24 protein-coding genes are annotated in these 25,085 nt (G+C 69.9%); 9 read left to right on the top strand and 15 right to left on the bottom strand.

Translation table 11 applies throughout. The annotated features are described in order from the left end of the window. Positions 1–152 precede the first annotated feature (152 nt). Positions 153–1,109: a class I SAM-dependent methyltransferase gene (locus OG205_RS02520; RefSeq protein WP_330274587.1), complete on the top strand. Its 957-nt coding sequence runs from the start codon at positions 153–155 to the stop codon at positions 1,107–1,109. A 15-nt stretch (positions 1,110–1,124) separates the two neighbouring features. Here OG205_RS02520 and OG205_RS02515 read toward each other — a convergent pair whose 3' ends face one another. Beyond that, positions 1,125–1,736: a TetR/AcrR family transcriptional regulator gene (locus OG205_RS02515; protein WP_330274586.1), complete on the bottom strand. Its 612-nt coding sequence runs from the start codon at positions 1,734–1,736 to the stop codon at positions 1,125–1,127. A 71-nt stretch (positions 1,737–1,807) separates the two neighbouring features. On the opposite strand from OG205_RS02515, the gene OG205_RS02510 reads away from it, so the two are divergent. The 3 genes from OG205_RS02510 to OG205_RS02500 are packed head-to-tail and all read left to right on the top strand — an operon-like array spanning position 1,808 to position 5,177. Further along, positions 1,808–2,665, top strand: coding sequence for a metal-dependent hydrolase (locus tag OG205_RS02510; RefSeq protein ID WP_330274585.1), 858 nt, complete (start codon positions 1,808–1,810; stop codon positions 2,663–2,665). Continuing rightward, a complete protein-coding gene (locus tag OG205_RS02505) occupies positions 2,665–3,561 on the top strand; it encodes a PDR/VanB family oxidoreductase (RefSeq protein WP_330274584.1) in 897 nt (298 codons plus the stop codon). Before OG205_RS02510 ends, OG205_RS02505 begins: the two co-directional genes overlap by 1 nt. A 2-nt stretch (positions 3,562–3,563) precedes the next feature. Next, positions 3,564–5,177 (top strand): SDR family oxidoreductase, encoded by a 1,614-nt coding sequence (locus OG205_RS02500; protein ID WP_330274583.1) that lies wholly within the window; start codon positions 3,564–3,566, stop codon positions 5,175–5,177. On the opposite strand, the gene OG205_RS02495 is transcribed toward OG205_RS02500, so the two are convergent. From OG205_RS02495 to OG205_RS02465, 7 genes are all read right to left on the bottom strand, one after another. Further along, positions 5,163–5,603, bottom strand: coding sequence for a tetratricopeptide repeat protein (locus OG205_RS02495; protein WP_330274582.1), 441 nt, complete (start codon positions 5,601–5,603; stop codon positions 5,163–5,165). The genes OG205_RS02500 and OG205_RS02495 overlap by 15 nt on opposite strands. 84 nt (positions 5,604–5,687) lie before the next feature. Beyond that, positions 5,688–7,139: a carboxylesterase/lipase family protein gene (locus tag OG205_RS02490; RefSeq protein ID WP_330274581.1), complete on the bottom strand. Its 1,452-nt coding sequence runs from the start codon at positions 7,137–7,139 to the stop codon at positions 5,688–5,690. Between the two features lie 56 nt (positions 7,140–7,195). Further along, complete coding sequence (locus OG205_RS02485) at positions 7,196–8,164, bottom strand: NAD(P)-dependent alcohol dehydrogenase (RefSeq protein ID WP_330274580.1); 969 nt, start codon at positions 8,162–8,164, stop codon at positions 7,196–7,198. Between the two features lie 66 nt (positions 8,165–8,230). Continuing rightward, entirely contained in the window at positions 8,231–10,258 is a 2,028-nt protein-coding gene (locus tag OG205_RS02480; protein WP_330274579.1) for a hypothetical protein, read from the bottom strand. A 10-nt stretch (positions 10,259–10,268) separates the two neighbouring features. Beyond that, positions 10,269–10,865: a VOC family protein gene (locus OG205_RS02475; protein WP_330274578.1), complete on the bottom strand. Its 597-nt coding sequence runs from the start codon at positions 10,863–10,865 to the stop codon at positions 10,269–10,271. Further along, positions 10,862–12,205: a dihydrolipoyl dehydrogenase family protein gene (locus OG205_RS02470; RefSeq protein WP_330274577.1), complete on the bottom strand. Its 1,344-nt coding sequence runs from the start codon at positions 12,203–12,205 to the stop codon at positions 10,862–10,864. The genes OG205_RS02475 and OG205_RS02470 overlap by 4 nt, the downstream gene beginning before the upstream one ends. Beyond that, positions 12,205–12,651: a VOC family protein gene (locus OG205_RS02465; RefSeq protein WP_330274576.1), complete on the bottom strand. Its 447-nt coding sequence runs from the start codon at positions 12,649–12,651 to the stop codon at positions 12,205–12,207. The genes OG205_RS02470 and OG205_RS02465 overlap by 1 nt, the downstream gene beginning before the upstream one ends. Positions 12,652–12,758: 107 nt before the next feature. On the opposite strand from OG205_RS02465, the gene OG205_RS02460 reads away from it, so the two are divergent. After that, entirely contained in the window at positions 12,759–15,431 is a 2,673-nt protein-coding gene (locus tag OG205_RS02460; protein WP_330274575.1) for a helix-turn-helix transcriptional regulator, read from the top strand. A 7-nt stretch (positions 15,432–15,438) separates the two neighbouring features. Here the strand turns inward: OG205_RS02460 and OG205_RS02455 are convergent, their stop codons facing one another. The 6 genes from OG205_RS02455 to OG205_RS02430 all read right to left on the bottom strand — a co-directional run bounded on the left by OG205_RS02455 (position 15,439) and on the right by OG205_RS02430 (position 21,392). Then, positions 15,439–16,431 carry a hypothetical protein gene (locus OG205_RS02455; RefSeq protein WP_330274574.1) on the bottom strand — a complete coding sequence of 331 codons (993 nt, stop codon included), beginning with the start codon at positions 16,429–16,431 and terminating at the stop codon, positions 15,439–15,441. A gap of 105 nt (positions 16,432–16,536) precedes the next feature. Further along, positions 16,537–17,493 carry a hypothetical protein gene (locus OG205_RS02450; RefSeq protein ID WP_330274573.1) on the bottom strand — a complete coding sequence of 319 codons (957 nt, stop codon included), beginning with the start codon at positions 17,491–17,493 and terminating at the stop codon, positions 16,537–16,539. 67 nt (positions 17,494–17,560) lie between these two features. Then, positions 17,561–18,556 carry a hypothetical protein gene (locus OG205_RS02445; protein ID WP_330274572.1) on the bottom strand — a complete coding sequence of 332 codons (996 nt, stop codon included), beginning with the start codon at positions 18,554–18,556 and terminating at the stop codon, positions 17,561–17,563. Positions 18,557–18,685: 129 nt separating this feature from the next. Continuing rightward, on the bottom strand, positions 18,686–19,432 hold the full coding sequence (locus OG205_RS02440) for an SDR family oxidoreductase (protein ID WP_330274571.1): 747 nt from the start codon (positions 19,430–19,432) through the stop codon (positions 18,686–18,688). 79 nt (positions 19,433–19,511) lie between these two features. Continuing rightward, positions 19,512–20,378 (bottom strand): RNA polymerase sigma-70 factor, encoded by an 867-nt coding sequence (locus OG205_RS02435; RefSeq protein ID WP_330274570.1) that lies wholly within the window; start codon positions 20,376–20,378, stop codon positions 19,512–19,514. Positions 20,379–20,450: 72 nt separating this feature from the next. Then, the gene (locus tag OG205_RS02430; RefSeq protein WP_330274569.1) at positions 20,451–21,392 is read right to left on the bottom strand and encodes a hypothetical protein; all 942 of its coding nucleotides are present in this window, start codon (positions 21,390–21,392) and stop codon (positions 20,451–20,453) included. 156 nt (positions 21,393–21,548) lie between these two features. Between OG205_RS02430 and OG205_RS02425 the strand changes: the two genes are divergently transcribed. From OG205_RS02425 to OG205_RS02405, 4 genes are all read left to right on the top strand, one after another. Next, a complete protein-coding gene (locus OG205_RS02425) occupies positions 21,549–22,055 on the top strand; it encodes a DinB family protein (protein ID WP_330274568.1) in 507 nt (168 codons plus the stop codon). 401 nt (positions 22,056–22,456) lie between these two features. Beyond that, the gene (catC, locus tag OG205_RS02415) at positions 22,457–22,744 is read left to right on the top strand and encodes a muconolactone Delta-isomerase (protein ID WP_330274567.1); all 288 of its coding nucleotides are present in this window, start codon (positions 22,457–22,459) and stop codon (positions 22,742–22,744) included. A gap of 54 nt (positions 22,745–22,798) precedes the next feature. After that, entirely contained in the window at positions 22,799–23,212 is a 414-nt protein-coding gene (locus tag OG205_RS02410) for a hypothetical protein (RefSeq protein WP_330274566.1), read from the top strand. Positions 23,213–23,229: 17 nt separating this feature from the next. Continuing rightward, positions 23,230–24,126, top strand: a complete 897-nt coding sequence (locus OG205_RS02405; RefSeq protein ID WP_330274565.1) for an LLM class flavin-dependent oxidoreductase — start codon at positions 23,230–23,232, stop codon at positions 24,124–24,126. 37 nt (positions 24,127–24,163) lie between these two features. Here the strand turns inward: OG205_RS02405 and OG205_RS02400 are convergent, their stop codons facing one another. Then, complete coding sequence (locus tag OG205_RS02400) at positions 24,164–25,081, bottom strand: trypsin-like serine peptidase (protein ID WP_330274564.1); 918 nt, start codon at positions 25,079–25,081, stop codon at positions 24,164–24,166. Positions 25,082–25,085: the final 4 nt, after the last annotated feature.

Raw genomic sequence — 25,085 nt, 5'->3', positions numbered from 1 at the left:
TGGCCTCCAGAGTTCGCTCTCCCGCACAGCGGGACCACGAGGCCAACCCGCGAACCGGAGCAGGGTTGTCCCCGTATTACCCGAAAGACTCTGTTGATCAGCGTCCGCGCCTGACAAGCTCTCGAACCGTTGCCGCACCGAGGAAGTGTTCGATGACCGTGCTCCCGCACACCACAGACGTCCTGCACCGGCTCAGCGACGCCGTTGACGGTTTCCTGCGCAGTGAGAGGGAGTTCAACCTCACCGACCCGTCGACGCACATGCTGGTCGGAGGCCGGTTGCGCACGCTCGGCGCGCAGATCGGCACCAGCGTGGCCGCGGGCATCCCGGACGAGGACATCGCCGCCATCGTCCAGCCCGCCCGGTCGGCGTGTTCACGCTCACCCTTCATGCGCGACGAGAACGAGTGGGCACGCGGCTACCCCAGCGACTTCAAGCTGGTGGAACACGTGATGGCGCAGGCCAACGAGGCCGCGCCGGGCACGCTCGGCTGGCACGTCGAGACGAACCTGCAGAACTCCGCGATCACCCAGCAGCAGCGCAACCGGGTGATGCACCAGGCCCGGCTGATCAGCGACACTCTCACCGCACCGCGCAACGGCCCGCGTTCGATCCTGGTGATCGCCGCCGGCGCAGCCCCCGACCTGCGGCTCATCCCGCCCGGCATCCTGCGGCCCGGCGACAGGTTCGTGCTCACCGACGTCGACCCGGACGCGCTGGAACTGGCCGAGAAGCGGCTCGGGCCGCTCAACGACGTCACGACCTCGGTCTCCGGCAACGTGTTCCGCGCGCTCCCGAAGCTCATCGAGCTCGGCCCGTTCGACCTCGTGCTCGTCAACGGCCTGTACGACTACCTCAACGACCGCGCGGCCGTGCGGCTGACCGAGGCCGTGCTGACCCGGCTCTGTCGTCCGGGTGGCACGTTCTACTTCTCCAGCATCACGTCCGGGAACCCGTTCCGGTGGTCACTGGAGTACCTGATGGACTGGTCGGTGATCGAACGCGACGAGCCCGCCGTGCGCGCGTTGCTGCCGGGCTGCGACGTGTCCGTCGGCCACGACCCGACCGGGCTGGCGCTGCTCACGCACGTCCGGACGCGGCGCGGCTGACGTCCCGGCCGCGACTCAGCGCAGGCCGTGCGCGATCCGGGTCACGAAGGCCGCCAGCCGGTCCGGCGTGAACTTGTCCGGGTCGGTGAGCACCAGGCGGCCCGACATCTCGGCCAGGGCGAGCATCGCGTGGCCGAGCAGGGCCGAGTCCAGATCGTCCAGGCGGCCCAGTTCCTTGAGGCCCAGCGCGGCCAGGTCCTCGATCTGGGCCAGCACGCCCGCTCTCACCAGCTCCACCTGAGCGCGGAACTCGTTCGGGGTGCCCTCGGGCGGGAGGAGCACGAGGCGCCAGCGGTCGGGGGCCTCCACGACCGCGTTCACGAAGACGCGGACGGCGTCGGCGAAGGCGTCGTCCGGGGACCGCGTGGCGAAGTCGGTGGGCAGGGCGGCGATGACCTGTTCGGTCGCGCGGCCCGCCTCGCGGTCGAGCAGGGCGCTGATGAGTTCGCCCCTGTTCGCGAACAGGTCGTACAACACGGGCTTGGTGACCTGGGCTTCTTTGGCGACCGACTCCATCGTGACCGTGTCGAAGCCGGCCGGAATGAGGCTCAGCGCGGCGTCCAGCAGCTGCTCGCGGCGCTGCTCGGGCGGCAGGCGGCGGGCGTACTTGCGACGCGTTGTGTTCACGGGACCATATTGCTACGGTGGCGTAGCTTTCACAAAGCTACGCTGGCGTAGTAATTGGCGGAGGTACTGCGATGGAGCCGGACAACCTCGTTCTGCAGCCGCGTGACGTGCAGTTCGACTGGTCGACCCTGCCGATGCACTGGGTCCCGGACGAGCCGGTGACCACGCACGTCATGAACGTCCTGCACCTGCTGCTGCCCGAGGGCGAGCGGTGGTTCGTGCGGACGTTCCAGCAGGCGGTGCCGCTGATCACCGACGACACGTTGCGCGAGGACGTGCTCGGGTTCATCGGGCAGGAGGCCATGCACGCCGAGGCGCACAGCGAGGTCCTCGACCACCTGCTGGCGAACGGGCTGGACCCGCGGCCGTACACGCGGCAGATGGAGCACGTGTTCCAGCGGATCCTCGCGCCCACACCGGGACTGAGCGAGGGACGGGCGCGGGACCAGTTGCTCGAACGGGTCGCGATCGTCGCCGCCATCGAACACTTCACCGCCTACCTGGGCGACTGGATGCTGAACGCCGACGCGCTCGACAAGGCCGGCATCCACCCGGTGATGCTGGACCTGTTGCGCTGGCACGCGGCCGAGGAGGTCGAGCACCGCAGCGTCGCGTACGACCTGATGTGCCACCTCGACCGCCGATACGTGCGCCGTGCGCGCACGATGTTGCTCGTCGCGCCGGTGTTGTTCGGGCTGTGGGTGCGCGGAGCGCGGTTCATGGTGCGCGCGGACAAGACCACGAGGGTGCGGCTCACCTGGCGCGAGTTCATGCGGGCGTCCCGGCGCGGACTGCTGCCGAAGCTGTCGGAGATCCTTCGCGCGTTCCTGCGGTACTTCCACCCGGCGTACCACCCGAAGCAGGAAGGCTCGACGACGCAGGCGATCGCGTACCTCGCCTCCTCCCCCGCCGCTCGCGAGGCGCACTGATGCTGAACGGCCTCACGCGGTTCGGCGCCCTCTACGACGCCGCGGTCACCCGGTTCGGTGGCCGGGCGCGGCCTGGCATCGCGCGGGATGCCTTGTGGCTCAACGTTGTCGAACGCTCACAAGTAGCGGACGGGGTGGTGAGCCTCCGGTTCGGCGGGACCGCGCTGCCCGCCTGGCAGCCGGGGTGCCACCTCGACCTGCACCTGCCGTCCGGGCTGCGCCGCCAGTACTCGCTGTGCGGCGATCCGGGCGAGAACACCTACCGGATCGCGGTGCGCGAGGTCGGCGCCGGTTCGCGCGAGGTGCAGGCTTTGCAGGTGGGCGACCGGATCCAGGTGCGCGGGCCGCGCAACGCCTTCCCGTTCGCCGGGCTCGGGCCCGTCGTGTTCGTGGCGGGCGGCATCGGGATCACCGCGATCCTGCCGATGGTGCACGCGGCCGCGCGGGCGGGCCTCGACTGGCGGCTCGTGTACTGCGGGCGGTCGATGGCGGCGATGCCGTTCCTGGACGAGCTACCCGTCGGACGCGTCGACGTGCGGATCGGACGGGGCGATGCACTGCTCGGCGACGCTTCTCCCCGTGGCGCGGTGTACTGCTGCGGGCCGGCGTCGATGCTCGAACAGGTGCGGGCCGAGTTCTCGTCGCGCTGGCTGCACTTCGAACGCTTCAGCCCGCCGCCGATCGTCGACGGGCGGCCGTTCACGGTCGAACTGCGCCGCAGCGGGGTGTCCCTCGACGTGCCGGCCGACCGGTCGGCGCTGGACGTGATCAGGGACTTCCGCCCGTCGGTCGCCTACTCGTGCCGGCAGGGGTTCTGCGGCACGTGCGACGTCGGCGGTGTGCGGATCTGCGTGGACCGGCCAACCGGTGATCGACTCGTCTTGGAGGAACTGTGAGGGTGCGTTCCGGGGAAGTCGAACTCGCCGTGCAGGTGCGCGGCACGTCCGGGCCGACCGTGGTCCTGGTACACGGGTATCCGGACACGCACGAGGTCTGGGATCGCGTGGCCGCGTTGTTGGAGAAGGACTTCCGCGTCGTCACGTACGACGTGCGCGGCGCCGGCGAGTCGACGCCGCCGTCCACTGAGGACGGTTACCGGCTCGAACGGCTGGCGGCCGACCTGTTCGCGGTGATCGACGCGGTCAGCCCTGACGAGCCGGTGCACGTCGTCGGCCACGACTGGGGTTCGATCCAGTCCTGGGAGGCCGTGACGACACCCGGCGCGCGGATCGCCACGTTCACCTCGATCTCCGGGCCGTGCCTCGACCACATGGGGCACTGGTCGCGGAAGGGCCTGTCGATCGCTCACATCAGGCAGTTCTTCCGGTCCTGGTACATCGGCGCGTTCCACCTGCCGGTGCTCGCGCCGCTGTTCTGGCGGCTGTACCTCGGCCCGCGCTGGGGCGGCGTGCTGCAACGGCTGGAGGGCGTGCAGGTCAAGCCCTCGCGCACGATCACATCGGACGCGGTGCGCGGAATCTCGTTGTACCGGGCCAACATCCGGCAGGTCATGCGCGCGCCGCGGCAACGCCTCGCACCCATGCCGGTACAGGTGATCCAGCCGACTCGCGACCGGTACATCCGCACCGAACCGCTCGATCTCGAACGCTGGGTGCCGTCACTGACGCGCAGGAAGATCGCCGCTGGACACTGGGCACCCCTGAGCCACCCGGCACCGCTCGCCCGGATGATCAGCGAGTTCGTCACCGACTCCACTCCCCCGCGCGAGCTCGTCGTGATCACGGGCGGTGGCAGCGGGATCGGCCGGGCGACGGCGGTGGCGTTCGCGAAGACCGGCGCGAAGGTCGTGGTGTCCGATGTGGACTTCACTGCGGCCAAGGAGACCGCCGGCATGATCGACGGCCACGCCTACGAGGTCGACGTGCGCTCCGAGGAGGCGGTACGGGCCTGGGCGCGGCAGGTCGCGGACGAGCACGGCGTGCCCGATGTCGTCGTGAACAACGCCGGTATCGGCCATTCCGGGTCGTTCATGTCGACGTCCACGGAGCAGTGGCAGCGGGTGCTGGACGTCAACCTGTGGGGCGTCATGCACGGCTGCCGGGCGTTCGGCGAGCTGATGGTGGAACGCGGAGAGGGCGGCCACATCGTGAACCTGTCCTCGGCGGCGGCCTATCTGCCGTCGAAGATCCTCTCCGCATACGCCACCAGCAAGGCGGCGGTGTTCATGCTCTCGGACTGCCTGCGGGCCGAGCTCGCGCCGCACGCCATCGGCGTCAGCGCCATCTGCCCTGGGGTCGTGAACACGAACATCACCGCGACCACGACGTTCTCCGGCGTCAGCTCCGAGGAGGAACGCCGCAAGCAGGACCGCGCGTCCCGGATCTACGCCCGGCGCGGCTTCGGCCCGGAGGGCGTGGCCACCCAGATCGTGCGTGCCGTGCGGCGCAACAAGCCCGTCGTGCCGGTGACGGCCGAAGCCAAGGCGGCCCGGCTCGCCAGCCGGGTCGCACCAGGCCTGTTGCGCGCCTTCGCCAAGCTAGACGTCGGCTAGTTCGCCACCGAACGCGGCGGCGAGCCGGAGCCAGGGCGCGGCCTCCTCAGGCCGGCCCTGCCGCTCCAGGGTGCGTCCGAGGAGCAGGTGGGCGTAGTGCTCGACCGGGTCGCGGTCCACGATCACGCGGAGCTGCGCCTCGGCCTTGCCGAGCTGTGCCGAGTGGTAGTAGGCGCGGGACAGCAGCAGGTGCAGGTCCGTCTGGAACGGCACCTCGCCGACGACCTCCGCCAACAACTGCGCGGCCTTGACGTAGTCGTGGGACTCGAACAGCAGCTGTGCGCGCTCCCACTTGTCAGCGGGAGTCTCGACGTAGCCGGCGTCGAACAGGTGCCTCACGGTCGCCCAGCGATCTGCCGCCACCTCACCGTTGGGCTGGTAGCTGTTGAAGCCGGCGCTGTCGTGCACCGAGAACTCGTTGTTCATCGATCCTCCCTTCCGGCGCGTACAACGCCTTCCGGGAGCAGGTATTCCCCACCGGCCCAGGACCGGCCGACTCGCAACGCGGGATCACTGTCGCGGATCGAGCGAAAGCGAGCGGAAAGCGTGGTTCCGCCAGATCATCCGCGAGACCTCCTCCGGATAGGCGGTCACCTCGTCCTCCACTCCGAACACTCGCGTGAGCCGGTTCGTCGTGTCGTAGGCGGGCCAGGGATCGCCGTGGATCGCGAACCCGCTCCACGCCGTCCGCATCCGCGCCGACACCTCCTCCGTCTCCGCCGTGACGTCACCCAGGATCGCGGCGGTCCCCCCGACCCCGAGGTTGCCGAACACCAGCGGAACGTCCAGCCCGTGGCACGCCCCGAACCGGTCGGCCGGCGCCCACGTCAGCTCGAAGACGTGCGCGCGACCGCCACCCGCGACCTGGGCCTCCGCGAGGTGCAGCGACGGCATGCGGAACAGCCAGTCCGAGCACACCACCTCGAACAGCTCCTCCGGCGCCAGTTCCGGATAGGTGAGACCGGGCGCGAACACCTCCAACGCCCACGCGGCCTGTTCCGCGGTCACCTGGCCGAGCATTCCTTCCAGCGCGGTGAGCAGTCGTTGCTCGTCCCGCGTGTGCCCGGCGATCAGCTCGACATCGCGCCCCGCACCCGACTCCAACGCCTCCCACGGCGTCATCGGCAGGACGTCGCCGTCCACCACGGCCGCGAACGGGATCTTCTTGTGCGCGGCCTGCCCCCACCGGAAGAACTGGCCGATCTTGGTCATGACCTCGTCGCCCGCGACCGTCAGCATCTCCGGATCCACAGTGGACAGATCGGCGACGGTGGGGCGCAGCCCGAGTTCGGCGGCGCACGCGACGGCGATGTCCGCGGCCAGGTCCGGCGCGAAGAACGCCACCGGCACGCTGCTCGCGATCGCGCGGTGGAACAGGCCCTTGGCGCGCGGCATGGCGAGCAACGCCGCCACCGAACCTCCGCCCGCCGACTCACCGAAGATCGTCACGCGGGCCGGATCACCGCCGAACGCGCGGATGTTGGCGCTCACCCACTCCAGCGCGGCGACCTGGTCGAGCAGGCCGCGGTTCGCCGGAGCACCCTCGATCAGCGCGAACCCCTCGACGCCGACGCGGTAGTTGAACGTCACCACGACGACGCCGTCCGACGCCAGCCGCGTGCCGTCGTACTCGGGCAGTCCGGACATGCCGATCATGTAGGCGCCACCCTGGATCCACACCATCACCGGCAGGTCCCCTGCCAGGCCGGGCGACCAGACGTTCACGGTCAGCCACTCGTCGCCGGCGACTCCGACGCCGTCCACGCCGAACACCCCGGCCTGCGGTGGCGGCGGCCCGAACGCCAACGCCTCCCGCACGCCGTCCCACGCCACCACGGGTCGCGGTGCGGCGAAACGTGCCGCACCGACCGGTGGCGCGGCGAACGGGATGCCGCGGAACACCGCCATTCCCGCCTCGGAAGCGCCCCGAACCGTTCCACCGCTGACTCGAACCTCGACCATGGCCGAATCGTCGGCGCACCGCTGCCGAAATAGCCAGGGATTTACCGCTGAGCGGTTCAGGCCGTGACGACGACCTTCGCCCGCGCGTGCTCCGACTCGACGTGCCGGATGGCGTCCGGCGCGTCGGTCAGCGGGTAGGTCCGCTCGATCACCGGCACCAGCTGCCCCGACTCGGCCAGTTCCCGCAACGCGGCCAGGTTCTCCTTGCTGGGCTTGGCCTCCAGCACCACGAGCCGCTGCCGGGAGAACGACGCGAGCAGCCTGCCCTGGATGATCAGCCGGTACGGGCCGAACAACGCCCCACCGCTGAAGCTGCCACCCCCGGACAGCACCAGCACGCCGTCCGGGGTGAGCAGCGCCCGCAACTCCCCCATCGACCTGTTCCCCACCAGGTCGAAGACGACATCGTAGTGCTGCCCGGTGCGGGTGAAGTCCGTGGTCTTGTAGTCGATGACGTGGTCGGCGCCGACCGAGCGCACCTGCTCGACGTTGCGCGTGCTGCACACGGCGGTCACGGTCGCCTTGCGCGCCTTGGCGATCTGCACCGCCATCAGCCCGACCCCGCCGGACGCGCCGTTGATCAGCACCTTCTGCCCCGCCCGCAGGTCCCGCAACCCCATCCACGCGGTGTTGCCCGCCAGCGGCAGCGTCGCCGTCTGCTCGAAGCTGAGGTTGGACGGCTTGTGCTCCACCAGGTTCGCGGGCACCCGGACGTACTCGGCGAAAGACCCCTCGACCTCGCCGAACACCTCGTCCCCGACCTGCACCATGCCGCCCACCCCTGGCCCGACCTCCGCGACCACACCCGCGAAGTCCATCCCCCTGATCCGCGTCTTCGGGCCCTTGAACCCGAGGAACAGCCGCGCGAAGTACGGGTCGCCGCGCATGATGTGCCAGTCGGCGGCGTTCACCGACGACGCCCGCACCCGCACCAGCACCTCGCCGGCCGCGGGCACGGGCCGTTCGACCTCCTGCAGCTCCAACACGTCCGCGGACCCGTATCTGTCCTGCACGATCGCCTTCATCGCGGCCTCCCTGCCTTGCGAAGGAAGGTAAGCGGCGGCGATGTCCCGGCACATCAGGGACGACCCCTAGGGCGGCCACCCGATGTCGTCCGACATCATCCTGGCGGCGAAGTCCTCGGCGTCCGCGAAGTCCTTCGCGTACTTGGCCATGCGTTCGGCGCGGAAGTCCTCCGTGGGCGGATCCGGATCCTGGTCCTCGTCCGGGAGGTACTCGAAGGGCTGGACGTGCGTGAGGAACGCGGCCAGCTCCGGTCGCCCGGTCCTGATCAGTTCCTCGTGCCGCTCAGCGGGAAACCCGCACGAGTAGCGAGCACCGTGGTAGCGGTCGATCACCCCGAGGTACAGCGCGTCCAGGTTCGGGAACGACTCCCGCGCCACGACCTCGGCCGGTAGCGGCACGCTGTCGCGGCGGTGGTGCGCGGTCCAGACGTCCTGTTCCAGGTCGAGTTCCAGCAGCCGTTGCGCCGCACGGGAACGGGCCAGGTCGGTCAGGCCTTCGTCGCCGATCACGTTGTCGTGCAGGCCCAGTTCCCACAACTGGGGCAGCACTGGCCACTCGGCGAGCACGCGGGCGCCGCCGGAGTCGATGTTGTTGTGCGAGAACGAGATGCTCTCCAGCAGCGGCGCTTCCGGCGGCAACGACGTCATGTCGCCGAGGGCGCAGTCGTCCAGGTTCAACGTCCGCAGGGTGCGCCACGCGGGCGCGTCCGGCACGGAAGGCAAGGCGCCCAACGGGTTTGCCGACACGGTCAGGGACTCCAGCGGCAGCTCCAGCACCGCGGTCAACCCGGCGGCGGTGAGTCCGGTCGCGGAGAGGTTCAGCGACCTCAGGCGCTTCGACTCCGCGACGGCCCGTGCGCCCGCGTCCCCGATCGGCTGCACGTCCGACCGGCCGTAGTGCGGCGAACCACCCGTGCCACCGCTCAGGTCGAGGTGTTCGAGCGCGGGCATGCGTGCGGAGAACAACTTCCGCACGCCGTCCGGGCCGAGGTGGTTCTGGTGGAGGTCGAGATGCCGCAGCCGGGGGTACTCCTCGGCGAACGCGCCGGCGGTGCGGTCGGTCGCGACGAGGTTCGTCAACACCATCTTCTCGATGATCGCGGCGTCGACGGCACCCAGCACGCCCGCGATCGTGTCGTCGCCGACGGGCAACGCCGCGAGGGTCAGTTCGGTGAGCTGTCCGAGCACGCCGCCGGCCACGATCGCCGCCACGCCTCGCGCGCCGAGTCCTTCGCGGCCCATGCCCATGGTGGTGCCGTGCACGGTGAGACCGCGCAGGTTCGTGAGCGTCGCGCGGGAGAAGAACTCCTCGCACGCGACGTCGTCCGCCTCGATGACGTTGCCGAAGTACGGTGCCCACAACGGCTGCTTGCCGTCCTTGCCGCAGCGGAACCCGATCTCGAGGTGGTTCAGCGCGGAGATTCCTTGGCACCCGGCCAGATCACGTGCGTCGTCGGCGCTCTCCACGAGCACGACGGCGGACTTCAGGTCCGGCGCGAGGCCGTTCCGCAAGAGGTGGATCAGGTCGGGCGCGAGCAGGGCGGCGTGCCGCAGCCGGGTCGGCCGGTCGATGCGCAGGGGCGGAATCTTGAAGTGCCACAGGTCTTCTGACACCCGCACCGTCGAGAGCGACTCGAGCCGGGTGACCACCTCGCTCGCCGCGAACCGGTCGATCACTTTCCCGTCCGATTCCGACAGACCCGCGAACTCGACCGAGCGCAGGTGTTCCCAGTGATCGGCGGTCTCCGCCAGTGCCGCCACCTGGTCGTGGTCGTACCAGGCGAGCCGCAGGCCGGTCACCGCACGCACCTCGGGACGGACCCGCGGGTCCGGCAGCTCCAGGTCGCGCATCCCGTCGCGGGCGCTGCGCAGGTCGAGCGAACGAACGAGCGGCCAGACCGGTGCGGCGAAACCGGAGTTCAGTGCGGCGATCCAGGAGTACGGCGCCTGACGTGTCTCATCGGGCCAGGAGACGAGCTGTTCCTCGCACCACCCGAGGAGATCCTCGTCAGATCTCGTCACGGCAGCACAAAGCGCGCGGAACGCCAAGGGGCTCGGCGTTCCGCGCAGCGCTCTTGCGATTTCCTCGTTCACCCGCCCGAACCTACTGCGGCAGCTGCTCGCCCGTCTGCGCTTTGACCATGTACTCGGCGTACCAGTCGGGCCAGTTCTCGTCGTACTCGCCGCCGTTGCGCTTCTCGTGCTCGCCGTGGGCGACAGCGGCCCTGCGCAACGCCGCGGCCAGGTCGGCGATCGACGCGTAGGACGTGTCGTCGGCGTCGACGCGGCCGGGCAGGCGGGTCGTGACCTCCTGCAGGATCCACGTGTTGCCGTCCGGATCGGCGAACTCGGCGCGCGTGAAGTAGCTGCGGCGCTCGGGGTCCGCTCCCTCGACGGGACCGTCCGGTCCGCCGTGGAACAGCGGACCGACCTTGACGCCGGCGGCGAGCAGGGCCTCGTGCGTCTCCACGATGTCCGAGACGATCAGGAAGTGCCTGCCGGAACCGGGTTCCGCGGTCGTCGCGCCCTCACCGAAGTGGATGGAGGCGTCCGATCCGCGAGGGGTGAACTGCACGACCCACGGCGGGGTGACGTCCAGGCGCCAGCCGAGGCGCGAGTAGAACTCCTTGGCGCGCTCGACATCGGTGACGGGGATGACGGTGACTTCGAGCAACATGTCGATCTGGTCGAGGTTCTTCACTTCGCTACTTCCTTCGCGAGATCGTGGAGAGCGTTGAGGAACGCCTCCGAAAAGGTGGGGAACGGCTGGATGACGTCGAGCAGCACGGCCAGCGGGACCTTCGCGCGGATCGCGACGGTGGCCTGCTGCAACCACTCGCCCGCCTCCGGGCCGACGGCGTGTGCGCCGGTGAGGACTTCGCCGTCGGACACGAGGGTCAGGAATCCGGGCCGCGTGGCGTACTCACGGGTGTAGGTGGCCGTACGAGCGACCCCGGACAGGTGAGCGGTCGCGGTGTACTTTCCTTCTGCCGCACCGACTGCGGCTACCTGCGGATCGGTGAACACGACCCGTGGCACGGCGTCGTAGTTGACGCTCGCGTGCTGGCCGAGGATGTTCGCGGCGGCCACCCGGCCCTGGTACTTGCCGACGTGGGTCAGGTTCCACTGGCCCGTGACGTCACCGACGGCCCAGATGCCGTCCGCCACGTTCATCCGCTCGTCGGTGGCGAGCCCACGCGGATCCGGTTCGATGCCCACGGTGTCGAGCCCGATGCCGTCGACGCGCGGACGCCGGCCGGTGGCGACGAGCAGCTTGTCGCCGCGCAACCGCGTCCCGTCCGAGAGGTCGAGGACGTACTCGCCGTTCTCGAACGAGGCCTTGTCAGCACGAACACCCAGGTGCAGCTCGACCCCGTCCGCGGTCAACGCCTCGCCCAGTGCGCGGCCGGCCGCTTCAGGTTCACGGGACAGCACCCGGTCGGCGCCGTCGACCAGCGCGACCGAGGCGCCGAGGTGCGTGAACGCCTGGGCCAGCTCGACCCCGGTCGGGCCGCCACCGAGGATCAGCAGCCGGCGCGGGATCTCCTGGACCCCGGTGGCCTCGCGGTTCGTCCACACGTCCAGGTCGCGCAGGCCGGGGATCGGCGGGATGAACGCCGACGAGCCGGTGGCGATCACGACGTGGTCGGCCGTGTAGGTCCGGTCGCCCACCGCGACGGTGCCGGGACCGGCGATCTTGCCGTCGCCCCGCAGCACGTCGATTCCCGCGCTCTCGGCCCATTTCTGGCCGCCCGCGTCGTCGTAGGAGGAGACCATGAAGTCGCGGTAGGCGAGCACGGCCTTCGCGTCGATCTCGCCGGTGACCGCCTCACGGGCGCCCGGCACCTGCCGGGCCGCCGCCACGGCCTCACCGGCACGCAGCAACGTCTTCGAGGGGATGCAGGCGTAGAACGAGCACTCCCCGCCGAGCAACTCGCGCTCGACCAGCGCCACGCGCAGCCCGCCCTCGGCGACGGCGGCGGCGAAGTGCTCGCCGGGTGAACCGCCGCCGATGACGATCACGTCGTAGTGCGAGGTCATCACACACGTCCAGGGAGGCGCGTCGTGACCTCCTGCAGCACCCAGCCGTTGCCGTCCGGGTCGCTGAACGAGGCGAACGAGCCGTAGCTGGTGCGGGCGGCGTCCGGGCCGGCGACGCGGCCGACCGTGCCGGCGTGGTGGAAGACGCCGGTCTTGTCGTGGAAGATCTCGCTGACGTCCACGCCGCGGCCGATCAGGTCCTCGCGGGCGGCCTCGATGTCGTCCACGATCAGGTGCATGCCCTCGGCGCTGCCCGGTTCCGCGTTCGAGACGCCGTTGCCGAAGATGATCGACGCGGGCGAGCCGGTCGGGGTGAACTGGACCAGGCGGTAGCCCTCGTCGTCAGCGAACTCGGCGTCGAAACGCCAGCCCAGCGTCTTGTAGAAGTGCACGGCCCTGTCGATGTCGCTGACCGGGATGACGGTGACCTCGAACCTGTAGTCCATCGGGTCCCACTCCTTCGTTTTGTCGATGACATGAGACTGCTCCCACCAGGGGCCGGTTCGAACCCGTGTAACCCCCTGGTCGATCCCTGGTGACTACGCTCGGACCCGTGTCGGACGAAGGTCTGCTGGGCAGACGCGCTGAGGGCGAGACGCTGGACCGGCTGCTCACGCAGGCGCGGTCCGGCGCAGGTCAGGTGCTGGTCCTGCGGGGTGAGGCCGGGATCGGCAAGACCGCGCTGCTCGACCACGTGTCGACGCGCGCCTCGGGCTTCCGCGTGACGCGGGCCGCGGGCGTCGAGTCCGAGAGCGCGTTCCCGTACGCGGGGCTGCACCAGCTGTGCGTGCCGTTCCTCGACCGGCTCGACAAGCTGCCGCCACCGCAGCGCGAGGCGCTCGGCACGGCGTTCGGCATGGCCACCGGATCCCGGCCGACGCGGTTCATGGTCGGGCTGGCGGTGCTGACGCTGCTCGCCGAGGTCGCCGACGAGCAGCCGCTGGTGTGCCTGGTCGACGACGCGCAGTGGCTCGACTCGATGTCGTCGGCGGTGCTCGGGTTCGTCGCCCGCAGGCTGCTCGCCGAACGGATCGCGCTGGTCTTCGTGCTGCGCGAGGGCAACGACTACCTCGACGGGCTGCCGGAGCTGTTCGTGCGCGGCCTGGACGACGCCGACGCCCGCTCGTTGCTGGAGTCGGTGATCAAGGGGCCGGTGGACGGCCGGGTGCGCGACCGGATCGTCGCGGAGGCCAGGGGCAACCCGCTGGCGCTGCTGGAGCTGCCGCGCGCGTGGACGACCGCCGAACTGGCGGACGGACTGGACGGCGGGCCGCTGACCAGCCGCATCGAGGCCGGTTTCGTCAGGCAGATCGCGCCGCTGCCCGCCGACACCCGGCTCCTGATGCTGATCGCCGCCGCCGAACCGCTCGGTGACGCGACCCTGCTGTGGCAGGCCGCCGGACTGCTCGGGCTGGGCGCGGACCCGGCCGCCGCTGCTCTGGGCACCGGGCTGATCGAGTTCGGCGCCCGCGTCCAGTTCCGGCATCCGCTGGTGCGATCGGCCGTGTACCGGTCGGCGTCCACTGTGGACCGCATGCGGGTGCATCGGGCGCTGGCCGACGTGACCGATCCGGCCATCGACCCGGACCGCCGGGTGTGGCACCGGGCGCAGGGCACCGCCGCGCCGGACGAGGAGGTCGCCGCCGCGCTGGAGCATTCGGCCGGTCGCGCGCAGGCCCGTGGCGGGCTGCTGGCCGCAGCCGCGTTCCTCGAACAGGCCGCCGTGCTCACCCCCGAACCCGGCCGCCGGGCCTCCCGCGAACTCGCCGCCGCGCGGGCCAAGCGTGACGCCGGGGCGCTGGACGCGTCGTTGCGGCTGCTGTCAGCGGTCGAGGCCGGGCCACCGGACGAGCGCCGCAGCGCCGAGATCGAGCACCTGCGCGGCCACATCGCGTTCGACCAGCGCCGGGTCGCCGACGCCGCGCCGCTGCTGTTCAGCGCCGCCCGCCGGCTCACGCCGTTCGACGCCGACCTGGCCCGCGAGACGCACCTGGAAGGCCTCTCGGCCGCGATCTGGGCCGGTGCGCCGCTGGCCGACGCCGCCCGCACCGCTCCCCCGGCGCGCACCCCGGCCTGCGCTTTGGACCAGGTGCTCGACGCTCTGGCGACCCGCATCACGTCGGGGTACGCGGCGGCCGTTCCACACATGGCGCGCGCACTGGACGAGGTGCGGGCGTTGAAGGTCGGCGCCGACGACATCAGCCGTGTGCCGTGGCTGTTCGGCAACCGCGCGGGCGGGATCGTCGCGAGCGAGATGTGGGACTTCGACACGCGCCGCGCGTTCGCCCAGCAGCAGGTCCGCCTGTCCAGGGACGCCGGTGCGCTCGTGCAACTGCAGTTCGCGCTGAACTTCCTGGCGGACAACGAACTCCTCGCCGGCGAGCCAGCGGCCGCGCAGGCGTTGATCGAGGAGGACCAGCGCATCTCCGAGGTCACCGGCATCCCGCCGGTCGGCTACGCGATGCTGCTGCAGGCCGCCTATCGCGGCCAGGACGTGGCCACCACGGCTCGGGCGGAGGCGCTGGCCGCGGGTCAGGGACGGCTGGCCGTGATCGCCGACTGGACCGCCGCGATCCTCCACAACGGACTGGGCCGCCACGACCTCGCCCGGGACGCGGCGCTGCGGGTGTTCGCGTCCGACACCCTCGTCTACAGCTGCCTGATCGCGTCCGAACTGGCCGAGGCCGCCTCCCGCACCGGCGACACGGCTCTGGTCGCGGAGGCCCTGGAACGTTCGGCACCGTGGGTCGACACGCACTGGTCGTCGGGCATCAAGGCCCGGCTGCGCGCGTTGAACGGCGACACCGCCGCGTTCGCCGAGTCGATCTCTTCCTTGGAGCGCACGGCTTTGCGCGGTGAACTGGGCCGCGCCCACCTGCTGTTCGGCGAGTGGCTGCGCCGTGAGGGCCAGCGCGTCGAGGCGCGTGAGCATCTCCGCACCGCGCACGAGATTCTGACGGCCAGTGGCATGACCGCGTTCGCCGACAGGGCTTTCCGCGAACTGCAGGCGACCGGTGAGACGGCCCGCAAGCGCACCGCCGAGCCCACCGACGAGCTGACCGCGCAGGAGTACCAGATCGCCCGGCTGGCCCGCGAGGGCTACTCGAACCCGGAGATCGGCACGCGGCTGTTCATCAGCCCGCGCACCGTGGAATGGCACCTGCGCAAGGTGTTCGGCAAGGTGGGCGTGACCTCGCGCCGCCAGCTGCGCGACGCGAGGTTCTAGCCGACGATCAGCTGACGGTCCACTTGTACGCGGCCACGTCTGCCATTCCGACGATCACGCCGTCGTTGTTGATGTCCCGCGGGTACGCGAACGAGTTGCCGGTGGGGACCCCGAGGTCGAGCTCCTCACCTTCGTTGCTCCAGCGGTACGGGACGTTCCGGTTCGCGGTCATGCTCCACCCGACCGCCACACCGTGGTCGTTGATGCTCCACGGCTTGAGGTTCGGACCGTACTTGGTCATCGACCCGTCAGCGTTCCAACGCACGCCGTAGGTCCCCTCGTTCCAGAAGTCGGCGGTGCCGACCACGTCACCGTTCCGGTTCACCGCCAGAGCCTCGGAGACGGCACCGTCGTCCAGCCTTTGCAGCGTGGTCACGGTGCCGCCGGGGTTCCACCGCACCGCCAGACGGTTCATCCCCGGCCCGGAGACCACCCCGGTCGCGTAGCCGTTCGGCGACGCGCCCGTCACGCGGCCCCAGGTGGCGCCCTCCGGCAACTTCAAGGCGGCGAGAACGCCGTTCAGCCGCCAGCGCACCGGGATCTCGCGATCGTCGCTGCGGCCCGCCGCGGTGCCGTAGACCGTGCCGGAGTCGTCGATCGCGACCGCGGACGCGGACCAGTAGCCGAACGGCACGGACAGCACCGCATACGTTCCGTCCGCGCTGTAGCGGAGGGCCCTGCCGGCGACGTCGGGACTGCTACCGGTGGCGGTACCCGCGGCGACACCGCGGTTGTTGATCGCTTGGAGCTCGGTGTGGCGGTCGGCCGGTCCGGCGAGCTCGGACACGCCGTTGCCGTCGAACTTCACCGGCCGGTTGAAACCGCCCCTGCCGGAGCTCCCGACCGCGACGCCCGAGTCGTTGATCGCCGCCGCCGTGCTGCCGTTGGAGCCCGGCAGGCTGCCCAGTTCGGTGATCGTCGTGGCCGCGTGAGCCTGTGGCGCGACGATGACCGACGCCAGAAGTGCTGTGGACAAAGCAAAGGAGAGTCTTCGACTCATTCCCAATCCCCCAAGTCAGTGAGCCATGCGGGGGTCACGATATAGAGGGAACGATCACGTTGGCCAGGTCACCGGGCAACACCCCGATGACCTGGCCGGTCCGTCTCAGCTGACGATCCACTTGTACGCGGTGCCCCAGACCGATCCCACGATCACGCCGTCGTTGTTGATGGCCAGCTTCTCGATGCTGCCGACGCGCGTGAAGAGGCCCAGATCGAGCTTCTCACCCTCGCGGGTCCAGCGGAACGGGCGCCACTCGTTGTCGACGTTGCCGTACCCGACCACGGTGCCGTGGTCGTTGATACCTGTCGGCTCATCCAGTGGGCCGTACTTGTTCATTGACCCGTCGGCGTTCCAACGCACGCCGTACCCGTCGCCTCTAGCGGTCTCGACGACGCCGACCACGTCACCGTTGCGGTTCACCGCCGATGCGCGGCTCCTGACGCCGTCGGCCGGCAGTGGGAGCACGGTCACGCTGTAGTCGGGGTTCCAGCGCACCGGCACCCAGTCCAGCCCAGGACCGAAAACGAATCCGGCCGCATACCCGTTCGGTGAGGCGCTCACCACGCTCCCGCCAGTGGCACCCGCCGGCAACTTCAGGGCGGCGAGGACGCCGTTCTGCCTCCAGCGCACCGGCGTCGTGCGGTCGTTGCCTTCGGCGACGCCGTAGGTGATCCCGTTGTCGTCGATCCCCACCGCCCTCGTGTAGTTGTGGCCGAACGGAATGCTGAGCACCGAGTAGGTCCCGTCCGGGTCGAACCGGATGGCGTTGTCGCTGACGCCGGGCAAGGTGCTGTTGCCCACGGCTGCCCCGTGGTTGTTGACCGCGGTGAGGCGGACGTCCACGCCGTCCGGCCCGAAGACCTCGGTCACCCGAGAGCCGTCGAACTTCACCGCGCGAGTGACACCCCTGACGATGGAACTTCCCACCGCGAGGCCGGAGTCGTTGATCGACATCGCCCGGTGGCCGACGCCTCCCGGCAGGCCGAAGAGGTTGATGATCGTCGTTTCCGCGTGGGCCGGCGCCGTGACGACCAGCGTCGACAGAAGTGCTGCGGACAAAGCAAAAGAGAGCCTTCGACTCATTTTCTTCCCCCAGTTTTTGTGCAGAACGGTGGCTCGCGACGACTCAGCCGACGACCCACTTCACGGCACGGGCCCCCGCCCATCCCACGATCACGCCGTCGCTGTTGATGTCCAGCGCGGCGGCACTGGTGACACCATCGGGGTGGCCCAGTTCGAGCTTGGTTCCGTACCGGTCCCAGCGGAACGGGTGCTGGTCTGCTCCGACGTAGTAGCTGCCGACGACCACGCCGTGCTCGTTGATGCCCTTCGGCAGGCTGCCCTGGCCGAAGTTCGTCACCGATCCGTCGGTGTTCCAGCGCACGCCGAACGTCTCCTGGTCGTTCGCGGAGTTGGCGTTGCCGGCCACCTCACCGACCTGGTTCACAGCCTGGGCGCTGGTCACCGCGCCGTCCGCCAGCCTGGCGAGCACGGTCACGGTGTTGTCGGGGTTCCAGCGCACCGCCGAGGTCGGGAGACCGGGACCGGAGACGTATCCGGCCACGTACCCGTTCGCCGCCGCGTCCGACACGTAGGCCCAGGTGGCGCCCGTCGGCAGCTTCATCGCGTTGAGGACGCCGTTCGGCCGCCAGCGCACGGGGATCTGCTGGTTGTTCGAGTTGGTGGCGATGCCGTACGTGGTCCCGCGGTCGTCGATCGCGAGCCCGAGCGAGTTCTCGAAACCGAACGGCACGGACAGCACCGCGTACGAACCGTCCTCGTTGAAGCGGATGGCCCTCGTTCCCGTGCTGGGACCGCTGGTGGTGCCGACGGCGACTCCGAAGCGGTTGACCGCCTTCACCGAGGTGCGTCCGTCGGCCGGTCCGGCGAACTCGGTCGCCCCGCCCTGGCCGTCGAACTTCACCGGGCGATCCGTGCGGCCGTCGCTGTAGCCGCTGCCGCCCACCGCCACGCCGAGTTCGTTGACGGCCAAGGCCCAGTTCGAGGTGGCGCCCGGAACGCCGCCGAGGTCGGTGATCGTCGTGTCCGCGCGCGCCGGCGTCGTGACGACAACGGTGGCCAGTAAGGCTGTGGACAGCACAAAAGAGAGTCTTCGACTCATGTCTTCCCCCAGAGTTCGTGAGCCAAGCGATGCCCACGCTACCCAGAGGTCGATCGAGTCGGCCACCCATTCGTACAACTGGCACGCGTGAGAGTGCGGCCGAACGGCCGCACTCTCCACGACGCAGTGTCAGTTCCCGGCGTCCAGCCACTGTTGCAGGCTGGTCGCCTGGAGCTGCGCGCCCGCGTTCGGCACGAGCTGCTTGCCGGTCAGGAGCGTGCCGAAGTACTTGGCCTGCGGGTCGCTCACGACCTCGCGCTCGTCCTTGCGCTGCGTCAGCACCGTGCGGATCCAACCGTCCATTGTGAACTCTTCGGGCCCGCCGATCTCCAGCACGCCGTTCACCGGCTCGGTCGCGGCGGTCCTGGCGACCACCGCGGCGACGTCCGAGGCCGCGATCGGCTGGACGCCACCGTGCGGGAGGTGCACGGCGCCGTCCTGCTCGGCGGAGTTCGCGATGGCACCCGCGAACTCGAAGAACTGGGTGGCGCGGATGATCGAGTACGTGAGGCCCGACTCGGTGATGAGCTTCTCCTGCGCCACCTTCGCGCGCAGGTAGCCGGACTCGGGCAGTTCGTCCGTGCCGACGATCGACAGCGCGACGTAGTGACCGACGCCCGCGTCGGCGGCGGCCTTGGTCAGGTTCGTCGTGGCGGTGGTGAAGAAGTTCATGACGTCGGCGTCGGCGAACGACGGCGAGTTCGACACGTCGATCAGCACGTCGGCGCCCTGCAGCACCTCCTCGACGCCTTCTCCGGTCAGCGTGTTCACGCCGCTGTTCGGGGAGGCGGGCACGGCGTCGTGGCCGTGCTCACCGAGCCGCTTCACGACCTGGCTGCCGATCAACCCGGTGCCGCCGATGACAACGATCCTCATGGGTCCGTCCCTCTCGTGAGCCCGCCGCGTGCGGGTGTTCACGAGCTAAGACAGGACAGCCCCCGAAGTTGTGACAGGCCTACCGGAACGCGGCCAGCTTGTCGGGGTTGACCAGCCACAACACCTGGTCGATGCCCTCGCCGGAGGCCGTCACAGTGATCACGGCGTAGGTGCCGGAGTCCCTGCGCAGCCGGATGGCGGTGAGCCCGTTCGCCTCCACGAACGACGCCTCGGCGCCGGCCCAGAACGACGGCGCCCACCCCGAGATGATCTTCGCCAGGGAGGCCGCGCCGACCAGCGGGCGACCGGCCGCCCGGATCGCGCCGTTGCTGTCGGACCAGCTCACGACGTCCTGCGCGAACAGCTTCTCGAGCCCGGCCAGGTCACCGGCCTGCGCCGCCGCCACGAACGCCTCCAGCAGTTTGCGCTGGTCCGCTCGTTCGACGGGCACGCGGCGTTCGTCCGCGAGGTGTTTGCGCGCCCGGCTGACCAGCTGCCGCGTCGCGACCTCGCTGGTCTGCACGATCTCGGCGATCTCCCGGTACGGGTAGTCGAACGCCTCGCGCAGCACGTACGCGGCTCGTTCGGTCGGGGTCAGCTTCTCCAGCAGCATCAGCACGGCGAGCTCCAGCACCGAGCCCTGTTCCGCACCGACCTGCGGGTCGGCGGAGGTGTCCACAGGCTCGGGCAGCCACGGCCCGACGTAGGTCTCCCGGCGGGCGCGGGCGGTCTGCGACTCGTTGATCGCGAGGCGGGTGATGGCGGTGGCCAGGTACGCCTCGGGGTTCAGCACGGCGGCGCGGTCCGCGAGCTGCCAGCGCACCCACACCTCCTGCACGAGGTCCTCGGCGTCGGCCACGCTGCCGGTCATGCGGTAGGCGATGCCGAACAGCCTCGGCCGGGCCGCCGCGAACACCGACTCGGCCTCGTCCAGCTGCTGCGTCATCCGCCACCCCTTCTCCCACCGGCCACCGTAGCGCCGATGGGAGAAGGCCGTGATGTGGCGCCTCACACGGAGTTACTCGCAGCTCCAGCGCAGGGGGCCGGAACCCGACTTGCTGAAGAGCGTTTCGTCGTCACCCGCCACGAACAGCTCCGACACGCCGGAAACCCCGCTCGGCAGCGGCAGCTCGGTCTTGAAGGTGGTGTCCCGCCAGATCGCCGCCTTGCCCGTCAGCGACGACCGCTGACCGGTGACCAGGCCGCCTCCGGTGATCGTGTACGCGGACGCGGCACCCGCGATGCGCTTCACCACACCGTTGCCGTCCCACAGCAGGGCCTGTGCGTTGGGCCACGAGCCTTCGAGCTGGTAGCCGACCACCTTGCCGCCCCGGATCGCCTGGACGTACTGGGGCTTGCCCTGGTGTTCGAGCGGCGTCACGACACCGTTGCGCCACAACAGTCCGCCGTTGCCGGTCGGGTGGCGCAGCAGCACCGTGCCGTCGTCGTCCAGGTCCTGACCCAGGCCGATGGACCGTTCGATGATCTGAGGCGCGGCCGGGTTCGCGGTCGCGGTCCACAGGACCGTCACCCCCTCGCCGTCGGAGATCCGCGTGGCGCCGCCCAGCACGTCGCCGCGTTCGTAGAGTGCGAGGGCGGGGTTGAGCTGATAGCCCTCCGGAGCGGGGAGCTCGGTGATCGTGCCGGTGGTCTCGTGCGCACCGGAGTACAACAACACCGCCGCACGGTCCGGGAAGCGGCCGAACAGCAGCACGGTGCCCGAACGGTTCTCGTCGGACACGTGCAGGTCCTTGAGGTTCTCCACCTCCCGGAGCGCCCTCGGCTGTCCGCCGGTCCAGATCACGGCGTCGTACGAGTTGTCCGTCGAGCCCTGCCGGAGCGCGTTGCCCGAGTAGTTGCCGTTGCTGTCCGTGCCCTTCACCGTCGTGAAGCGGGCGTCGTAACCGGACGGCACCGGCACGTTCGACACGACCCACTCGCAGGCTGCCTGATCGGCCACCGCCACAGGTGCCGTGAAAGCCGTGCACGCCAAGCCAATTGCAGCGACAAGCGCTGATCGACGCATCATTGATTCCCCCAGAACCACGTAGACGACGTGACTACACATACACCAAATCCGGATGCGCGAGAGCCTCTTTGTGCTCAAACTGACGCCGTGACCACCGAACGTCCGAGCCCGCCGATGCAGGCGGGCGAACGCGAGACCCTGCGCGCGTTCCTCGACTTCCACCGCGCCACGCTCGCGATGAAGTGCGACGGCCTGAACGACGACGACCTGCGCCGCCGCTCGATGCCTCCGTCCACACTGACGTTGCTCAGCCTCGTCCGGCACATGGCCGAAGTGGAGCGCACCTGGTTCCGCAAGGTCATCAACGGCGAGGACATCCCGCTGGTGTGGTCGGACGCGGGTGACTACCAGGTGGCTTACGACGCCTCGGAATCCACGCGGTCAGAGGCGTTCGAGGCGTGGCAGGCCGAGGTCGAGCACTCCCGCCGGATCGAGCGCGAGGCCGAGTCGCTCGACGTCACGGGCTACCAGCCGCGGTGGGAGGAGCACGTGTCGTTGCGGCTGGTGATGAACCACCTCTGCCACGAGTACGCCCGGCACAACGGCCATGCCGACTTCCTGCGCGAGGGAATCGACGGCGTCACAGGGGCATGAGGCTCCGCCGCCACGACTGCCGGGTCGCGCAGTGCACGTTGCAGGGCAAGCAGATCGGCCAGTTCGTCGTCCAAACTGGACGCGGCCGGACAGGTCGAACTGGGCGTCGCGGATCTCGACGGTCCGCCGGTACAGCCGCAGCTCCAGCTGGTCCTCGATGCCGCTGCTGTCGTCGAGGAAGTAGGACGTCGGCACGCCCAAGAACTGCGCGAGACCTTCGAGGTGGCGCTTCGTGGGGTTGTCGCGCTGGCCCTTGCTCAGCTGCCAGACGTAGGTGTGTGCGAGATCGAGATGCCCGCCTCGCGGATGGCGGCGACGGCTCCCTGCGTTCATCCTCCGTCCAAGACGGTTCAGCTCCCGGTCGTGGCGGGTATTCCCCGTCACGACCCCAGGAGGTGACCGTGCTCTTCCACGTGCGGATGGACGTTTCCCTGCCCCACGACATGGACCCCAACGATCGCGCCGAGTTGGTCCGAGCCGAGAAGGACCGGGCGTTGGAACTGCAGAAGCTGGGCGTGTGGCCGCATCTGTGGCGCGTTGTGGGCCAGTACAGCAACATCAGCGTCTTCGACGTGCCGTCCAACGACGAGTTACACGCGTTCCTGTCGTCGTTGCCGCTGTGGGAGTACATGCGGGTCGAGGTGACGCCGCTGGCGACGCATCCCTCCGATCTGGCGGCGCAACCGTGATTCACCGCTGACGTGATTTACCGCTGACTAACCGGCCCGCGGCACCGTCGGGACATGCGCAAAGTGATGTTGCTCCTGCCCGCGGTGGCGCTGACGGCCCTCGCCTCGGTCGGCACGGCCCAGGCCGAGTCGGCCCCCGGATGCGCCGGCACCGTGCAGATCGGCTCCACCGGCTACGTGAAGAAGAACGGCACGATCATCGCCTCGGTGAAGCAGTTCAAGGGCTGCGGCAAGAACTGGGCCTACACCTACGTGTGGGACTCCCACGCCGCGCAGCCCGGCAGCTTCAGCTCCAGCGCCGCCATGGTCGTGAACGGTTCGCGTGACTTCAACAGCAACGTCAACGGGACCAACAAGCAGGACGTCTGGTCCAAGGGCACCAACACGCTCACCAAGTGCACGCGTGCGTACGGCGAGGTGTGGGGCGACGGCAACGTCTACTGGGGACAGACCGACGAACGCTGCTGAGCCGTAACCTCCAGAACATGGGGCTGCGGTTGTCGGTGCTGGACACGTCACCGATCGTGCAGGGGTCGACGCCGCGCGAAGCGTTGCGCAACACGGTCGATCTCGCGGAACTGGCGGAAGAGCTGGGGTTTCACCGGTACTGGGTGCCGGAGCACCACGGCATGCGAGGGGTCGCCAGTTCCGCACCCGCCGTGCTTGTCGCGCACCTGGCGGCCGTGACCTCCCGCCTGCGCGTCGGTTCCGGCGGTGTCCTGCTGCCCAACCACCCGCCGCTCGTGGTGGCCGAGCAGTTCGGCACGCTCGCGGCCCTGCATCCCGGCCGGATCGACCTCGGCGTCGGCCGTGCGCCCGGTGGTCCGCCATCGGTTGTCTCGGCTTTGCGCCGCAGCGACCGGCCGTACCGCGATCAACTCGGTGAGCTGCAGGCGTTGCTGAACCCGTCGGACACCGTCGCCGTACCGGTGAAGGGCGGCAACGTGCCGGAACTGTGGTTGCTGGGCTCGTCTCCGAGCACGGCGACGCTGGCCGCCGAGCTGGGCGTGCCGTTCGCGTTCGCGCGGCACCTCAGCCCGGAGCTGACCTGCGCGGCGGACCTGGTCAGCGTCTCGGTGATCTGCGCAGAGGACGATCAACGGGCCGAGTGGCTCGCCGGACCGATCAGGACCAAGGTGCGCGGCAGGCGGGAAGGCAACCGGATCCTGTTGCCCAGCCCTGAGAACGCGGCCACGCTCCCCGATGACGGCCGCGTCCTCGTCGGTGGCCCCGAGACGATCGTGCGCAAGCTCCAGGCGGTGCTCGACGAGACCGGCACGTCCGAGCTGATGATCACCTCGCCGGTCTACCACCACGCGGACCGGCGCCGGAGTTACGAGCTGATCGCCGCCATCGCCGGCGATCTCGCACCCGCCGGGTGAGGGCCGCGATCCCCCGGCAGGATCGCGGCCGCTCCGGTTAGCCGCGCTGCGCCCGCTGGTACAGCGGAGCCGTGATCCTCCAGCTGAACTGGGCCCCACCGAGGTGCCGCACGCCCTGACCGGACGGGACCCACTGGCCGTTCGCGTCCAGGTTGAAGCTCTGGATGTTCACGCCCACAACGGCGTTTCCGCTGATCCGGGGCCCGCCGCTGGAGCCGCCGCCCATGTCGCACGGCACGCCCCACAGGTTCTCGTCCACCTGCTGCTCGGGATGGCCGGGGTTGTGGGCAGGCGTGCCCCAGCACTGCGCCAGCCGCTGACCGGTGAACTCCGGCCTGCCCTGGTGGCCGGGCTGCCCGGCGGCGCGCGGGTAACCGTACTCCCGTGCGAACCGGTCGGCTGGCCGGTCGAAGGCGATGTTCTCGCTCGCACCGGCAGGCTTGTCCAGCACCAGGAACGCCTGGTCGTACTCGGACTGCTGGTCGTCGGTGATCCAGGTCCTGTTCACGATCGCCTTGCGCACCACGAACTCGCCGAACGGCCGGGCCCCGTCGCGGAAGCCCGGCACGAAGAGCATCTTCGAATGCCACCGCGGGTCCTGGCCGATCAGGTTCGCCGTGTGGACGCAGTGCCCGCCGGTCACCGCTGTGCGCTTGTCAGCGCTCACCACGACGGTCGCCGTGCAGCTCGAGTCCTCGCCGTCGCGGTCGACGAAGAACAGGCGGCCGATGGACCTGCTGTTCGGTGCCGGTGCGCCGGTCGGGTCGTCGACGGCGGGCGTTCCGGGTGGCGCGGACGGCCCGGTCGGCATCGCCGCGATCCGATCCGGCGTCCAGTAGGCCGCCACGCCGTCCGTGCCGAGATCGTGCACGACCACGTCGGAGTCCGAAGGAGAAGCCGCCGCCAGGCCCGGCACACCGAGGAGCAGCAGCGCGACCACGCTGAGTATTCGCATGCAG

Origin of the sequence: Lentzea sp. NBC_00516, assembly GCF_036346835.1 — a bacterium.
In the GTDB taxonomy this organism is placed as follows: domain Bacteria; phylum Actinomycetota; class Actinomycetes; order Mycobacteriales; family Pseudonocardiaceae; genus Lentzea; species Lentzea sokolovensis.
This window is presented reverse-complemented; position numbering and strand designations above follow the sequence as displayed.

Excerpts from the sequence above, each read along its gene's own strand:
- OG205_RS02520 (WP_330274587.1), top strand. The coding sequence starts at position 153 with ATGACCGTGCTCCCGCACACCACAGACGTCCTGCACCGGCTCAGCGAC.
- OG205_RS02510 (WP_330274585.1), top strand. The coding sequence starts at position 1,808 with ATGGAGCCGGACAACCTCGTTCTGCAGCCGCGTGACGTGCAGTTCGAC.
- OG205_RS02505 (WP_330274584.1), top strand. The coding sequence starts at position 2,665 with ATGCTGAACGGCCTCACGCGGTTCGGCGCCCTCTACGACGCCGCGGTC.
- OG205_RS02495 (WP_330274582.1), bottom strand. The coding sequence starts at position 5,603 with ATGAACAACGAGTTCTCGGTGCACGACAGCGCCGGCTTCAACAGCTAC.
- OG205_RS02490 (WP_330274581.1), bottom strand. The coding sequence starts at position 7,139 with ATGGTCGAGGTTCGAGTCAGCGGTGGAACGGTTCGGGGCGCTTCCGAG.
- OG205_RS02485 (WP_330274580.1), bottom strand. The coding sequence starts at position 8,164 with ATGAAGGCGATCGTGCAGGACAGATACGGGTCCGCGGACGTGTTGGAG.
- OG205_RS02470 (WP_330274577.1), bottom strand. The coding sequence starts at position 12,205 with ATGACCTCGCACTACGACGTGATCGTCATCGGCGGCGGTTCACCCGGC.
- OG205_RS02465 (WP_330274576.1), bottom strand. The coding sequence starts at position 12,651 with ATGGACTACAGGTTCGAGGTCACCGTCATCCCGGTCAGCGACATCGAC.
- OG205_RS02455 (WP_330274574.1), bottom strand. The coding sequence starts at position 16,431 with ATGAGTCGAAGACTCTCCTTTGCTTTGTCCACAGCACTTCTGGCGTCG.
- OG205_RS02445 (WP_330274572.1), bottom strand. The coding sequence starts at position 18,556 with ATGAGTCGAAGACTCTCTTTTGTGCTGTCCACAGCCTTACTGGCCACC.
- OG205_RS02440 (WP_330274571.1), bottom strand. The coding sequence starts at position 19,432 with ATGAGGATCGTTGTCATCGGCGGCACCGGGTTGATCGGCAGCCAGGTC.
- OG205_RS02435 (WP_330274570.1), bottom strand. The coding sequence starts at position 20,378 with ATGACGCAGCAGCTGGACGAGGCCGAGTCGGTGTTCGCGGCGGCCCGG.
- OG205_RS02410 (WP_330274566.1), top strand. The coding sequence starts at position 22,799 with ATGCGCAAAGTGATGTTGCTCCTGCCCGCGGTGGCGCTGACGGCCCTC.
- OG205_RS02405 (WP_330274565.1), top strand. The coding sequence starts at position 23,230 with ATGGGGCTGCGGTTGTCGGTGCTGGACACGTCACCGATCGTGCAGGGG.
- OG205_RS02400 (WP_330274564.1), bottom strand. The coding sequence starts at position 25,081 with ATGCGAATACTCAGCGTGGTCGCGCTGCTGCTCCTCGGTGTGCCGGGC.